At 52.7% G+C, this 13,278-nt stretch carries 14 protein-coding genes; 11 read left to right on the forward strand and 3 right to left on the reverse strand.

The genetic code is table 11. The annotated features are described in order from the left end of the window. Positions 1-10 precede the first annotated feature (10 nt). The 6 genes from fdxH to HMPREF3119_RS18745 all read left to right on the forward strand — a co-directional run bounded on the left by fdxH (position 11) and on the right by HMPREF3119_RS18745 (position 6,755). Positions 11-952, forward strand: a complete 942-nt coding sequence (gene fdxH / locus HMPREF3119_RS06355) for a formate dehydrogenase subunit beta (protein ID WP_004236694.1) — start codon at positions 11-13, stop codon at positions 950-952. Further along, the gene (gene fdoI / locus HMPREF3119_RS06360) at positions 952-1,602 is read left to right on the forward strand and encodes a formate dehydrogenase cytochrome b556 subunit (protein ID WP_004240169.1); all 651 of its coding nucleotides are present in this window, start codon (positions 952-954) and stop codon (positions 1,600-1,602) included. The genes fdxH and fdoI overlap by 1 nt, the downstream gene beginning before the upstream one ends. Before the next feature lie 139 nt (positions 1,603-1,741). Further along, positions 1,742-2,668, forward strand: a complete 927-nt coding sequence (gene fdhE / locus HMPREF3119_RS06365) for a formate dehydrogenase accessory protein FdhE (RefSeq protein WP_004240168.1) — start codon at positions 1,742-1,744, stop codon at positions 2,666-2,668. Positions 2,669-2,688: 20 nt separating this feature from the next. Next, complete coding sequence (selA, locus tag HMPREF3119_RS06370) at positions 2,689-4,071, forward strand: L-seryl-tRNA(Sec) selenium transferase (protein WP_032098047.1); 1,383 nt, start codon at positions 2,689-2,691, stop codon at positions 4,069-4,071. Next, positions 4,068-5,930 (forward strand): selenocysteine-specific translation elongation factor, encoded by a 1,863-nt coding sequence (gene selB, locus HMPREF3119_RS06375; RefSeq protein WP_070579001.1) that lies wholly within the window; start codon positions 4,068-4,070, stop codon positions 5,928-5,930. The genes selA and selB overlap by 4 nt, the downstream gene beginning before the upstream one ends. Before the next feature lie 591 nt (positions 5,931-6,521). Then, complete coding sequence (locus HMPREF3119_RS18745; RefSeq protein ID WP_004240163.1) at positions 6,522-6,755, forward strand: GT-D fold domain-containing glycosyltransferase; 234 nt, start codon at positions 6,522-6,524, stop codon at positions 6,753-6,755. 59 nt (positions 6,756-6,814) lie between these two features. On the opposite strand, the gene HMPREF3119_RS06390 is transcribed toward HMPREF3119_RS18745, so the two are convergent. Together HMPREF3119_RS06390 and HMPREF3119_RS06395 are read right to left on the reverse strand one after the other, a co-directional pair. Next, positions 6,815-7,243 carry a TOBE domain-containing protein gene (locus tag HMPREF3119_RS06390; RefSeq protein ID WP_004236685.1) on the reverse strand — a complete coding sequence of 143 codons (429 nt, stop codon included), beginning with the start codon at positions 7,241-7,243 and terminating at the stop codon, positions 6,815-6,817. Positions 7,244-7,281: 38 nt separating this feature from the next. Further along, positions 7,282-7,941, reverse strand: coding sequence for a helix-turn-helix transcriptional regulator (locus HMPREF3119_RS06395; RefSeq protein WP_004236684.1), 660 nt, complete (start codon positions 7,939-7,941; stop codon positions 7,282-7,284). Positions 7,942-8,030: 89 nt separating this feature from the next. Between HMPREF3119_RS06395 and HMPREF3119_RS06400 the strand changes: the two genes are divergently transcribed. Both HMPREF3119_RS06400 and HMPREF3119_RS06405 read left to right on the forward strand, forming a co-directional pair. Further along, positions 8,031-9,434 carry an MFS transporter gene (locus tag HMPREF3119_RS06400; RefSeq protein WP_032098043.1) on the forward strand — a complete coding sequence of 468 codons (1,404 nt, stop codon included), beginning with the start codon at positions 8,031-8,033 and terminating at the stop codon, positions 9,432-9,434. Positions 9,435-9,536: 102 nt separating this feature from the next. Then, positions 9,537-9,860 carry a hypothetical protein gene (locus HMPREF3119_RS06405; RefSeq protein ID WP_064483643.1) on the forward strand — a complete coding sequence of 108 codons (324 nt, stop codon included), beginning with the start codon at positions 9,537-9,539 and terminating at the stop codon, positions 9,858-9,860. On the opposite strand, the gene HMPREF3119_RS06410 is transcribed toward HMPREF3119_RS06405, so the two are convergent. Beyond that, positions 9,854-10,297 carry a DUF411 domain-containing protein gene (locus HMPREF3119_RS06410; RefSeq protein ID WP_015422372.1) on the reverse strand — a complete coding sequence of 148 codons (444 nt, stop codon included), beginning with the start codon at positions 10,295-10,297 and terminating at the stop codon, positions 9,854-9,856. The two genes, HMPREF3119_RS06405 and HMPREF3119_RS06410, sit on opposite strands and share 7 nt — an antisense overlap. 121 nt (positions 10,298-10,418) lie before the next feature. Here HMPREF3119_RS06410 and HMPREF3119_RS06415 point away from each other — a divergent pair, with 121 nt between their 5' ends. From HMPREF3119_RS06415 to HMPREF3119_RS06425, 3 genes are all read left to right on the forward strand, one after another. Then, a complete protein-coding gene (locus HMPREF3119_RS06415) occupies positions 10,419-10,880 on the forward strand; it encodes a hypothetical protein (RefSeq protein WP_036417454.1) in 462 nt (153 codons plus the stop codon). Between the two features lie 107 nt (positions 10,881-10,987). After that, positions 10,988-11,980: a dicarboxylate transporter/tellurite-resistance protein TehA gene (gene tehA, locus HMPREF3119_RS06420; protein WP_004236678.1), complete on the forward strand. Its 993-nt coding sequence runs from the start codon at positions 10,988-10,990 to the stop codon at positions 11,978-11,980. Positions 11,981-12,300: 320 nt separating this feature from the next. Next, on the forward strand, positions 12,301-13,278 hold a 978-nt coding region (locus tag HMPREF3119_RS06425; protein ID WP_246829250.1), incomplete at its 3' end, for a uracil-xanthine permease family protein.

Below are 13,278 nucleotides of genomic sequence, written 5' to 3' on the forward strand. Positions count from 1 at the left end.
GAGATAAATTATGTCAATGCAATCACAGGACATTATTCGTCGCTCTGCCACCAATTCCCTGACCCCCGCACCTCAGGTGCGGGATTTTAAGGAAGAAGTGGCGAAGCTTATCGACGTGACCACCTGTATCGGCTGTAAAGCCTGTCAGGTCGCCTGTTCGGAGTGGAACGACATCCGTGACAAAATCGGTACCAACGTGGGGGTGTATGATAACCCGCAGGATCTGTCCGCCAAGTCATGGACTGTCATGCGTTTCTCCGAAGTGGAAGAGAACGGCAAATTTGAGTGGCTGATCCGCAAAGATGGTTGTATGCACTGTGCGGACCCGGGCTGTCTGAAAGCCTGTCCGGCAGAAGGCGCAATCATTCAGTATGCCAACGGGATTGTCGACTTCCAGTCAGAGCACTGTATCGGCTGCGGTTACTGTATCGCGGGCTGTCCGTTTAATGTGCCGCGTATCAACGAAGAAGATAACCGCGCTTATAAATGCACACTGTGTGTTGACCGCGTGGATGTGGGTCAGGAACCGGCGTGTGTGAAAACCTGTCCGACCGGGGCGATTCATTTCGGCTCGAAAGAGGATATGAAAGCGCTGGCCGGTGATCGTGTGACTGAGCTGCAAAGCCGTGGTTATGCCAAAGCCGGTCTTTATGATCCGCAGGGTGTCGGCGGTACGCATGTGATGTATGTGCTGCACCACGCTGATAAGCCGCAGTTATATCACGGCCTGCCGGAGAACCCGGAAATCAGTGCTGCGGTGAAATTCTGGAAAGGTGCGTGGAAACCACTGGCAGCAGTCGGTTTTGCGGCGACCTTTGCGGCGGCAATCTTCCACTATGTGGGTATCGGCCCGAACCGGGTATCAAAACGCGAGGAAGAAGAGGCCCTGAAAGATATTCAGGATGTTCCGGCAAAGACTGAGCAATCAGCAGGTCAGGAGGAGCAGAAATAATGCAACAGGATGATCGCGAAAAAATTATCCGCCACAAACCGATTGAGCGTGTGAATCACTGGGCTGTGGTCATTTGTTTTCTGTTCACGGCCATCAGCGGGCTCGGGTTTTTCTTCCCGTCGCTTAACTGGTTTATGAACATTCTGGGTACCCCGCAGTTATCACGTCTGCTGCATCCGTTTACCGGTGTGGTGATGTTCTTACTGTTTGTGTTTATGTTTTTCCGTTACTTTAAACACAACTTTATCAACCGTGATGATATCGAGTGGGCGAAGCAGATCGGCAAAATCATGAAAAATGAGGAAGCCGGTGATGTCGGTCAGTATAACCTCGGTCAGAAAGGGGTGTACTGGGCAGCCAGTATCTGCCTGTTCCTGCTGTTGCTGAGCGGTATCGTTATCTGGCGTCCTTACTTTGCGGAATATTTCTCTATTCCGGTGATCCGTATCGCGCTGCTGGTACACTCCATTTCCGCTATCGGGCTGATTATCACTATTATTGTTCACGCGTATGCGGCAATCTGGGTGAAAGGGTCAGTGCGTGCGATGACGGAAGGCTGGGTAACGCGCGGCTGGGCGAAGAAACATCACCCGCGCTGGTACCGTCAGATTGTGGCAAAAGAGCGCGAAGAGGATAAAAAAGGTCAGTGACCGTTTTTACTATTCTCGTGTGACCATTCAGAAGGCAGGGATTTCCCTGCCTTTTCGACATTTTAAGGCAGCCGGTTCATAATAGGGTTTTACTTGCCGGACCGGCTTATCCTCTCCATATCAGAAGAAGAGCAATATCATGAGTATCCGAATTGTATCCAAAGAAGAGCTGGGACAGGCTCAGAAAAATGAAAAAGGGATTGGCTTTATCCCGGCCGTACTGTTTCCTAATCTGAAGAATCTGTATCAGCGCCGTGCCGAACGTTTTGATGAGCTGGCCAAAGATAACCCGTTTGCGGATTACCTGGAATTTGCGGCTGAAATCACCCGCGCCCAGCAGAAAGCCCTGTATGACAACCCGCTTGAAATGGATATGGATGCCCTGATGGCCGCCAATATGCCGGGCAAAGCCCTGCTCGACTGCCGCACTTTTCAGCGTACTGAACACTGGCGCAAGCTGCTGAAAAGCATTATTGCTGAGTTGCTGCCGGTCGCACCGGATCATGCCCGTCCGACCCTGGAAAACCTGGACAAAGCCTCTGAGAATGAGCTGGAAGACATGGCAACTGCCTTGTTTAATCAGGAATTTTCTGCTGTATCACCGGATAAGTCCGTGTTTATCTGGGCAGCATTATCCCTGTACTGGGCGCAGATGGCGTCGATGATCCCGGGCAAAGGCCGCGAAGAGCACGGCGAACACCGTCAGTTTTGTCCGGTCTGTGCGGCAATGCCGGTCTCCGGCGTGATCCAGATCGGCACCACGCAGGGGCTGCGTTATCTGCACTGCGGATTATGTGAAACCGAATGGCATGTGGTCCGTATTAAGTGCACCAACTGCGAACAGACCCGTGATCTGAATTACTGGTCACTGGAAAGTGAGCAGGCGGCGGTGAAAGCAGAAAGCTGTGGTGATTGCGGCAGTTACCTGAAAATTCTGTCACAGGAAAAAGACGCGAAAGTGGATACCGTGGCGGATGACCTGGCAACCCTGATCCTGGATGCCCGGATGGAAGAAGAAGGTTTTGCCCGCAGCAGTATCAACCCGTTCCTGTTCCCGAATGAATAAGTCAGTGAAGTGAGTCCGCTATGAACGAACGTGCATTATACAGTCAGATACCTGCCATTGACGGGTTATTACATGAAACACCGGTTGCCGCACTGACAGAACAGTACGGACAGACCTGTATCGTCGGTGTGCTGCGGGAGATGCAGGATGATGCACGTGACGCGATCCGTGAGCGGCAGCAGCTGCCGGACTGGCACGGTTGCTGGGCGGATGAACTGTCCCGCCGTCTGGACAGCGATCGGGAAGCACTGCGGCCGGTCATTAACCTGACCGGTACCGTGCTGCACACCAATCTCGGCCGGGCATTACAGGCGGAAGCGGCTATTGAGGCGGTGACCAATGCCATGCGCTGGCCGGTCACGCTCGAATATTCCCTTGATGATGCCGGGCGCGGTCACCGCGACAGCATTGTCGCGGAGCGCCTGTGTCAGCTGACCGGCGCGGAAGCGGCCTGTATCGTCAATAATAATGCGGCGGCGGTATTACTGGTGCTGGCGACGATGGCCGCCGGGCGGGAAGTGATTGTTTCCCGCGGTGAGCTGGTGGAAATCGGCGGTGCCTTCCGCGTGCCGGAAGTGATGAGCCAGGCGGGCTGTCGTCTGGTTGAGGTCGGCACCACAAACCGGACCCATCTGCATGATTATAAAAATGCCGTCAGTGAGCAGACGGCGCTGCTGATGAAAGTCCACACCAGTAATTATCATATTGAAGGTTTTACGGCAGAGGTCTCCGGGCAGGAACTGGCGGAACTCGGCCGGGAATATACTATCCCGTCAGTGATTGATCTCGGCAGCGGTGCTCTGATTGATATGACACAGTGGGGATTGCCGGAAGAGCCGATGCCGCAGCGCTATCTGGCGCAGGGCATTGATATTGTGACTTTCTCCGGTGATAAACTGCTCGGCGGGCCGCAGGCGGGGATTATTCTCGGCAAAAAAGCGTGGATTGAGGCAATACAGCGCCATCCGCTCAAACGCGCCCTGCGGGCAGATAAAATGACTCTGGCGGCGCTGGATGCCACGCTTCGTCTGTACCGCCGTCCGGAAAAACTGGCGCAGACACTGCCGTCACTGCGCCTGCTCACCCGGTCTGCTGACGATATTTATGATATGGCACAACGGCTTGTGCCGAAAATTCAGGCATATTACGGTGATGAATGGGTGATCCGCGCAGAGCCCTGCTCCTCGCAGATTGGCAGCGGATCCCTGCCGGTGGAACGCCTGCCCGGCTGGGCAGTGACGTTTACCCCGCAAAACGGAAAAGGCAGCGCCTTAGCCACCCTGACGCAGTCTCACCGTCAGCTGACCATTCCGGTGATCGGGCGGGTGAGTGACGGGCGTCTGTGGTGGGATCTGCGTTGCCTTGAAGATGAAAACCGACTTTTACAGGCACTGTTACCATGATTTTTGCTACAGCCGGCCATGTTGACCACGGAAAAACGGCTCTTATTCAGGCGGTAACCGGCGTGGATACCACCCATCTGCCGGAAGAGAAAAAACGCGGAATGACCATCGACCTCGGTTATGCCTACTGGCCGCAGGATGACGATACCGTTATCGGCTTTGTGGATGTGCCGGGCCATGAAAAGTTTCTCGGCAATATGCTGGCGGGTATCGGCGGGATCCGCCATATCCTGCTGATTATTGCCTGCGACGACGGAGTGATGGCACAGACCCGCGAGCATCTGGCGATTCTGCGCCTGGCAGGGCGTCCGCAAATCTCTGTGGTGCTGACCAAAGCCGATCGCGTCCCGGCGGAGCGGGTTGAGGAAGTCCGGCAGGAAATCACAGAACTGCTGTTATCTGACGGCTGGCCGGAAAGCTCGGTCTTTGTCACCTCATCCCATACCGGCGAAGGGCTGGATACACTGCGGGCGCATCTGCGTCTGCACCATCAGCAGCAAGCCTCAGACAGCCGGACAGAAAAACGTTTCCGGATGGCGATTGACCGTGTTTTCAGTGTCAAAGGGGCGGGGCTGGTGGTAACCGGTACCGCGCTGGCCGGGCGTGTCAGCACCGGTGACACTTTATGGGTGACCGGCAGTGACAAATCTGTCCGTGTGCGCGGTATTCATGCCCAGAACCGCCAGCAGGAGCAGGCTCAGGCCGGTGACCGTGTGGCGATCAACCTGAGCGGTGATGTCAGCAAAGAGACGGTTTCCCGCGGTGACTGGCTGCTGAGCGAAAAACCGGTGCAGTCTGCACACCGCATTCTGGCGGAAATTGAAACAGATGAAGGTCTGAAAAGCTGGCAGCCGGTGCATATTCACCACGGCGCCAGCCATATCACCGGGCGGGTTTCCCTCCTGAGTGACGATAACATCCGTCCGCTGCTGGCGGAAATTACCCTTGATACCCCGCTCTGGCTGGCGGAGGAAGACCGGCTGATCCTGCGCGATATCAGTGCGCAGCGCACACTGGCGGGTGCCCGTGTGCTGAATTTGTCTTCCCCGCGACGCGGAAAACGTCGCCCGGAATTTCTGGCGTGGTTATCAGAGCGGGCAGCGGCACAGGATGATCGTGATGTCCTGATGTGCGAACTGCCGCGCGGGGAAATTTCTCTGCCGGTGTTTGCCTGGGCGCGGCAGCTGACAGCGGAAAAACTGGCGGAATGTACTGCCGGGCTGAATCTGCTGATCAACGACGGTTATGCCCTTTCGGCACAACGGGTTGAAACGGCAAAAGCCATTCTGCTGGCTACTCTGGCGGATTATCATCAGTCACACAGCGACCAGATGGGCGTCGGCCGTGACAGGCTGAAACGGATGGCATTACCGGTGCTTTCTGATTCCATCGTATTTCCGGTTATTGCACAATTACTGGATGAAAAACAGATTGTCAGAACCCGTGGCTGGCTCCATCTGCCCGGATTCGGTCTGGCTTTCGATCCGGCACAGGACGCGCTCTGGCACAGTGCGGAACCGCTGTTTCAGCAGGAGCCGTGGTGGGTTCGTGATCTGGCCGTTAAACTCGGCATTGATGAAACCGCCGCCCGTCAGTTTCTGAAAAAAGCCGCACAGCTGGGTCATATTATGGCGATTGTGCCTGACCGCTATTATCACCGGTCACAAATCACGGAATTCGCGCAGGTTATCCGTGAATATAATCAGACGCATGAAGAAGGTATCGGCGCGGCACAATTCAGGGATAAATACGGCATGGGGCGTAAGCTGGCCGTACAGATTCTGGAGTTTTTTGACAGGACCGGTTTTACCCGCCGCAGAGGGGACAAACATATTTTGCGGGATGAGGGACTATTCTGATTTTCTTCAAAAAGGATTTAAGACATGAAGATCGATTTGGAAAATTTTGTCAGTGAATTCAATAAAGAGAAATTCCCGGGCTATTACGTCAGAAATGCAAAAATGTATGGCTGGTATTCAGGGATTATGAATCTCCGGATCTTTTTCAGAAGAGCCTTAAACGTGATTTTGATTTTAAAACACTGATTTATGACGGCCGGAATAAGAAATATGAATTCAGCCGGATCCCGCTGGATGAAACAGATACTGTCTCGATAGCCCGCGGAATTACCAATGAGATTATCGGTTTTTATAATGATATCGCTGCCGATTTTTATGCCCGTAAACAGACGGAGCTGACCTGTGCGATTGAATCTCATCAGTACCGTGATCTGCTGAATAAAATGCTGATGTATGAATTACGGAATATCAGCACCGGTAATTACAATACACTGGTGTGTGTTCCGGGTATGCAGACTGAGAACGATTCATGGCTTAAATTCTGGTCTCAGTACTGGTTTCTGACAAAATGTTATCTTGATCAACCGGTTTACGGTGATACCCGCGCCACGACTCCGGACGGTTTTTATCAGTCCGGTAAAAAACTGGCGGATGCCCGGATGGATATCTGGGCGGGTAAAAGACACCGATGCTTATAACGATATTGATCAGCTGACCGAACAGTGTCTGATGAAAAAAGAGATTGATCTCTTTCTGATTGCGGCAGGCCCGGCAGGTACGGTGCTATCTGCAAGGCTGGCAGACAACGGTAAAACAGCGCTGGATATCGGTAATCTGGTCAGCAGTTATAATACGGTTTTCCCTGAACAGCTTCAGGCGGAGTAATGACCGGCAGATAATAAAACAGGCCGCAAATGCGGCCTGTTTTGCACGGTATGCCGGAATCAGGCTTTAGTGGCTAAAATAACGCTGGAAGCTTTTATCAGTGCGACAATTTCATTACCTTCATGTAATTCCATTTCGTCGCGGCTTTCATTGGTAATAACCGCTGTCAGTGGCAGCCCTTTTTCGGTTCTCAGATGAATCGTGCTGTTGACCGCACCGTTCACCATTTTGCTGATTTTGCCGCGGAACTGGTTGCGGGCGGAAAAACGCAGGCCGCAATCCGGATTTGCCAGTACCACCCACGGCGCTTTAATAATCGCGACCGCTTCTTTTCCTTCGCGGATCCCTAATACGTCACAGCTCTCTTTGGTGATGACGGTTGTCAGAATTTCACCATGCTCAAGTGTTAATTCCACTTCATTATTAACAGCGCCGGCAACAACGCGGGAGACTTTACCGGTGAGCTGGTTACGTGCGGAAATTTTCATTGTGTGACCTCTTTCCTTTTAGTGATTAACTGAAATGGTTAATCTTCCTGTTGTATCACACGATATACGCAGCGGCGAGAATCCGTGAGTAAATATTCGACCCGTTCCACACTTGCATTTAAAACTGTCTGAAAGAGTTCCAGCTCGGCGCGGCAGAATCCCTGACACATGCGGGCGGCGGAGCAGATAGGACAGTGATTTTCAATAATCAGCCAGCTTCCTTCCGGTTCTTTTTCCCATTGCGCCATATAGCCTTCCTCTGTGCGGATGGCAACGAGGCGGATAATGCGTTCTTCCAGAGTTTCTGCGCCCTGAAGTTTATCAAAATAGTCGCGGCGGGCTTCATTCTCACGGGCGGTAATAATTTTGCCGATAGCATCCTCGCCGAGTTCGCGGCGGATGGTGGTCAGGATTTTGACCGTCAGCTCAGCGTGACAATCCGGAAAGCGTTTATTGCCCAGTGCGGTCAGGTGCCAGCGCTGCACCGGACGGCCGACACCCCGGCATTCGGAATGTGCCTCAACCATGCCGTCCCGGGCCAGTTTGGTAAACTGCTGACGGGCAGCTTCCCCGGTGGTACCCAGGTGTTCCCCGGCCTCGGATGCCTGCATCGGGCCATGCTTTTTCAGGAGAATAAGCAATTTTTCTCCGACAGATTGTGCGGAACTGAGGTTGCTTTCCAGGTTAGTTCTTGACATATTCTCGTGCCCGGTATTTATTTATCCAAGTTAATTCTTGTTTAATTTATCGTATTCAGCAAAGTATCACAAGACTAAAGGATGGTTCTATGTTGCCCGATGACAGCCGCTGGCGTGACCTTTTCTCAGGGAAAAACGCTGCGATTTCAATCGCTCTCTCGTTCGGTGTTGTTATTCACGCCGTTAATATCTTAATGGCGACCACCATTTTGCCATCCGTTGTTGCTGATATCGGCGGCCTGAATCTGTATGCCTGGAATACCACACTGTTTGTGGCGGCATCCATTATCGGTTCTGTGCTCTCCGCCCGGCTGCTTGCCGTATACGGTGCCCGTATCGCCTACCTTATATCGGTGGTGGCCTTTTTCGCCGGCAGCCTGGCCTGTGCACTGGCTCCCCGGATGGAAATTATGCTGCTGGGGCGCACCATTCAGGGCTTCGGCGGCGGTGTTATGTTCGCACTGTCTTATGCCATGATCAATTTAGTTTATGTTCCGGCGCTGTGGCCGAGAGCCATGGCACTGATTTCCGGGATGTGGGGTGTTGCCACATTGGTCGGTCCGGCAGTCGGGGGTATTTTTGCCCAGTTAAACGCCTGGCGTTTTGCTTTTGGTGTGATGTTGCCGCTGATGGTTATCTATGGGCTCTTTTTGCTTACGATTATGCCGAAAAAGCAGAAAGATGACGGCACCCGGCCGTGTCTTCCCCTGATCCAGCTGACATTACTGACTGCCGCAGTGCTGGTGGTCTCCGCCGGGAGCCTCAGCCCGGATGTGTTCCTGAATGTGGGCGGCGTGGTGGTCTCGCTGCTGTTACTGATTGTGCTCGCGCTGATTGAGCAGCGCAGCCGCATCCGGTTACTGCCGGAAAACACCTTCCGGCGCGGCAGCCATCATGCCGCGCTGTATATCACTATTTCTCTGCTGGCGATCGGTATGACCTGTGAAGTGTTCGTGCCGTACTTCCTGCAGCGCCTGCACGGTCAGTCGCCGCTGGCATCCGGTTATATGAGTGCGCTGATGGCGCTGGGCTGGACTGTCAGTGAGATCATCAGCGCCGGATGGAAAGGGGCGAAAATGCGCGCCAGTATTCTGCTCGGGCCGGTTTTTGTGCTGGCGGGGCTGGTCCTGCTGGCACTGACGCTCTCTGTACCGTCTGCCGGCACATGGGGCATCATGTCGCCGATCCTGCTGGGGTTATCGCTGGTCGGGTTCGGGATCGGGTTCGGCTGGCCGCATCTGCTGACCCGGATTTTACAGGTTGCCGCGCCTGCGGATAAAGAGATCGCCGCCGCTTCCATCACCACCGTGCAGCTTTTTGCCACGGCACTGGGTGCGGCGCTGGCGGGAATGATTGTTAACGTCAATGGTTTCAATGACGGTACATTGACGGGTGTGATGTCTTCAGCCTACTGGCTGATGATGTTACTGGCCATTGCCCCGCTGATTGCGATTTTCACCGCCCGTCGCTGCGCGGCCATTTCTTACGGCTGATTATCCCGTTTCTGATAATAGTGTATGCCGGAATGAGGACTGTATCCCGTTCCGGCGTTTTTTTACACTGACCGGATGTTTTCTGTCAGGGTAATGTCCGCTATGTCTCAGTATCATCTCGAATTTGAAAAACCAATCATTGAGCTGGAAGAAAAAATCGCCGCATTGCAGTCATTTAAAGAGCGCAGCAGCGATTTGGGGTTTGATCCGGATGATGAAATTGCCTGCCTGCGGAAAAAATGCGAAAAACTGACTCAATCGATTTATGCGGATCTCGGTGCATGGGAGATTGTCCGGCTGAATGAAGAACCGGCTCCCATCGAACTGAGAGCCGTTTATGCCAGCCGCCGTGAGGTGTTACCGGTTGTCGACAAATTCCTGCATTTTCTTGAAAGTTCGCTGCGGGATCAGGATAAAAATCAATAGCTGCGGAATACCGTCTGCTTTCCGTCCGCATCATAGGCGACCACATCATACGGCTCTTTCATATCCTTGTATTCCATACCCAGGCTGCCGACCGGCATCCCCGGAACCGAAATTCCTTTGGCACTTTCCGGCAGCGTATCAATGGCATCCAGGCTGTCCGCCGGGACGTGGCCAATCACATATTTGCCGTTCAGCGTGGCGAGGTGACAGCTCATCAGGTTCGCGGTGGCGCCGGAATCAAGCATCATTTTCTCCAGCTGTGCCTGCGGAATAATATTGGTTTCCACATCGTAACCGGCTTTTTCCACCCCTTCCGCCCACTGGCCGCAGCAGCCGCAGGTCGGGGATTTATACACGGTGACGGTTCCTTTCGCTGCCATGGCACCGGCAGAAAGTGTGGTTAATAATAAAGATAACGCCCAGACGGATTTTTTCATCGGTATTCCCTGTAATGAGTCGGATAATAATGATGAGATTAATGGTTTACCTTAGGGGAAGGTCAATACAGGGGAACGTATAGTTATGCGGAGAAGTGTAAAGGTTTAAACGGAGGTCATAATGGTAACGCACCTGACATTACAGATAACAGCAACAGAAACCCGGATTTTTTCTGCGGAGGCTGATGTGCGGCTTCCGCTCGGTGACAGTGTGATTGACGGGTTTGTTTTTCAGCACTCGCCGGTGACAGCTTATGAAGCGGAAGTGGCAATTGAGCATATTGAAAACCGGATTATCCCGGCGCGGGCGGCATTACCGGCGGAAGACCTGATTTTGCATTGCCCTGATCCGCGGCTAAACTATTTACTGACCGGTGATGACGCGGGCTTCTTATCCACTGAGGAAATAGAACGCGGGTTTAATGAGATCGTGAATGTTATCAGCGGCAGCCCGGTATCATCAACATCACTCCCGTCAGACAAACAATTCACGGCATTTTTACTGATTATCCGTGAGATCACCCATCACTGGGGACTGGCCGGGCTGGTACCGGGAACTGCCGGAAAAAATGATGTGATTTAACATGTATACAGAATGACTCTTATCAAAATAAATTATAAAATTTGTATTATTATTTAGTCTCCGGGGCTGCCGCTCCGGCGATTGTATGATGACAGAGCAGAACAGATATGAGCATTACACTGATAAATAAGATTAAATCCGTTTCTTCCCGGTTTTCGGCCGGGTATTTCGGCATGGTCCTGGGGCTGATCGGCACCGGGATGGCATGGCGTTACGCAGCGGCTGAGCAGGGGTATCCGGCAATCATCGGTGAGGTGATTATTGGTGCCGGTTGTGCGGTCTGGCTGGTGCTGATCTCTCTGTTTATTATCCGCAGTTTCTGTTTCCCGGGAAAAATGACCGACGAGTTCCGTCATCCGGTCGCCAGCGGGTTCTCCAGCCTGTTACCGGCAACTACTGTTCTGGTGGCGATGGGGCTGACACCATACTTCCCGCTGTTTTCCACCGGATTATTTTCCCTCGGCGCAGTAGCACAACTGTCTTACGCCGCGTGGCTGGTCGGCTCCCAGTGGAAAGGGGAATACCCGAAAGCGGCGACCACCCCGGTACTCTATCTTCCGACTGTCGCCAATAATTTTATCTGCGCCATGGCGTGCGGCGCACTCGGTTTTACCGACCTCGGTATTCTTTTCTTCGGTGCAGGCGTTTTCTCCTGGCTGAGCCTGGAACCGGCGATTCTGAAACGGATCCGCAGTGACGGGCTGATGGATGAAAAATCGCGTCTCTCTTTCGGTATTCAGCTGGCTCCGGCACTGGTGGCATGCAGCGCCTATCTGGCGGTAAACCAGAATCATATTGATTTCTTTGCCAAAATGCTGCTCGGCTACGGGTTACTGCAACTGGTGTTTATGATCCGGCTCATCCCCTGGTTTACACAACAGGCATTTACCCTGTCATTCTGGAGCTTTTCATTCGGAGTGTCGGCACTGGCAAAATCCTCTCTGAATATCAGTATGTCTTCAGATAATGAATTTATTCACCTGCTGGCATTCACCCTGTTTATTTTTTCCAACGCCTTTATTCTGTTGCTGGTGGTGAATTCGCTGCGTCTGCTGGTCAGAAAGCAAATCACCCGCGCCCGTATCCGCGAAGAGAATTAATGTTCAGCCGCCGGTTCCCGGCGGTTATCAATTTGATTATTTATTAATCATTATTCTCATAATGATATCTGCGCTGAAAAACCCCGCTGTCGTGAGATGTTCAGTACGAATAGTGAACAATTTCACAAAGTGATCAAAAATTCCGTTATTAATCACATTTTATAACCCTTCTCCCCGCTAATCCGCCCTCCTGGTGTGGTTATTGCTTTATCTGTTGATACAGATTGCATGACAGCCGTCTGTTCTCCACAAGAGTCCTAAATAAAACAGATAGTTATTAACAGAGTCAGATAGTCAAATTCACGTACAGGAGAGAAGAGATGTCTGATCAACAAAACACAGCATCTGATCTTATTTACCAGCTCGAAGATAAACCCCCGTTTTTACAGGCGATTATTGGTGCCGTGACCCATCTGCTGGCCATTTTCGTTCCGATGGTCACACCGGCGCTGATTGTCGGCACGGCCTTACAGCTATCGCCTGAGACCAATGCGTATCTTGTTTCCATGGCTATGATCGCCTCCGGTGTCGGCACATGGTTGCAGGTAAACCGCTACGGCATGGTTGGTTCGGGGTTATTATCGATTCAGTCCGTTAACTTTTCATTTGTGACAGTGATGATTGCCATCGGAACCAGCATGCGGGCTGATGGTGTTGATGAAGAGCTGTTACTGTCCACTATCTTCGGTATCTCGTTTGCCGGCGCATTCTTAGTTGTGGGATCGTCTTTTATCCTGCCCTATCTGCGTCGTGTCATCACCCCGACAGTCAGCGGTATTGTGGTTCTGATGATCGGGCTGAGCCTGATAAAAGTCGGGATTATTGATTTCGGCGGCGGCTTCTCCGCCAAGTCCTCCGGCACCTTCGGTGATTATCAGAATATCGGTGTCGGGTTACTGGTTCTGCTGGTTGTTATCGGGTTTAACTGCTGTAAAAGCCCGCTGCTGCGCATGGGCGGGATCGCGATCGGGCTGATTGTCGGTTATATCTGCGCCCTGTTCCTGGGGATGGTGGATTTCAGTCAGATGAGCAAAGCCGCGTTTATCACGATCCCGGTACCGTTTAAATATGGTTTCTCGTTTAACTTCGCTCACTTCCTGGTGGTCGCTATTATTTATCTGCTCAGTGTGCTGGAGGCGGTCGGTGACCTGACGGCAACCGCGCTGGTGTCCGGGCAGAAAATTCAGGGACAGGAATTCCAGTCCCGTCTGAAAGGCGGGGTAATGGCGGATGGTCTGGTGTCTGTGGCGGCTTCCGCGATGAGCTCTCTGCCGCTGACCACCTTTGCCCAGAACAAC

The organism is Morganella sp. HMSC11D09 (assembly GCF_001807955.1).
GTDB lineage: Bacteria > Pseudomonadota > Gammaproteobacteria > Enterobacterales > Enterobacteriaceae > Morganella > Morganella morganii.

Coding starts and splice junctions, on each gene's coding strand:
- fdxH (WP_004236694.1), top strand. CDS start 11: ATGTCAATGCAATCACAGGACATTATTCGTCGCTCTGCCACCAATTCC.
- fdoI (WP_004240169.1), top strand. CDS start 952: ATGCAACAGGATGATCGCGAAAAAATTATCCGCCACAAACCGATTGAG.
- fdhE (WP_004240168.1), top strand. CDS start 1,742: ATGAGTATCCGAATTGTATCCAAAGAAGAGCTGGGACAGGCTCAGAAA.
- selA (WP_032098047.1), top strand. CDS start 2,689: ATGAACGAACGTGCATTATACAGTCAGATACCTGCCATTGACGGGTTA.
- selB (WP_070579001.1), top strand. CDS start 4,068: ATGATTTTTGCTACAGCCGGCCATGTTGACCACGGAAAAACGGCTCTT.
- HMPREF3119_RS18745 (WP_004240163.1), top strand. CDS start 6,522: ATGCCCGGATGGATATCTGGGCGGGTAAAAGACACCGATGCTTATAAC.
- HMPREF3119_RS06390 (WP_004236685.1), bottom strand. CDS start 7,243: ATGAAAATTTCCGCACGTAACCAGCTCACCGGTAAAGTCTCCCGCGTT.
- HMPREF3119_RS06395 (WP_004236684.1), bottom strand. CDS start 7,941: ATGTCAAGAACTAACCTGGAAAGCAACCTCAGTTCCGCACAATCTGTC.
- HMPREF3119_RS06400 (WP_032098043.1), top strand. CDS start 8,031: ATGTTGCCCGATGACAGCCGCTGGCGTGACCTTTTCTCAGGGAAAAAC.
- HMPREF3119_RS06405 (WP_064483643.1), top strand. CDS start 9,537: ATGTCTCAGTATCATCTCGAATTTGAAAAACCAATCATTGAGCTGGAA.
- HMPREF3119_RS06410 (WP_015422372.1), bottom strand. CDS start 10,297: ATGAAAAAATCCGTCTGGGCGTTATCTTTATTATTAACCACACTTTCT.
- HMPREF3119_RS06415 (WP_036417454.1), top strand. CDS start 10,419: ATGGTAACGCACCTGACATTACAGATAACAGCAACAGAAACCCGGATT.
- tehA (WP_004236678.1), top strand. CDS start 10,988: ATGAGCATTACACTGATAAATAAGATTAAATCCGTTTCTTCCCGGTTT.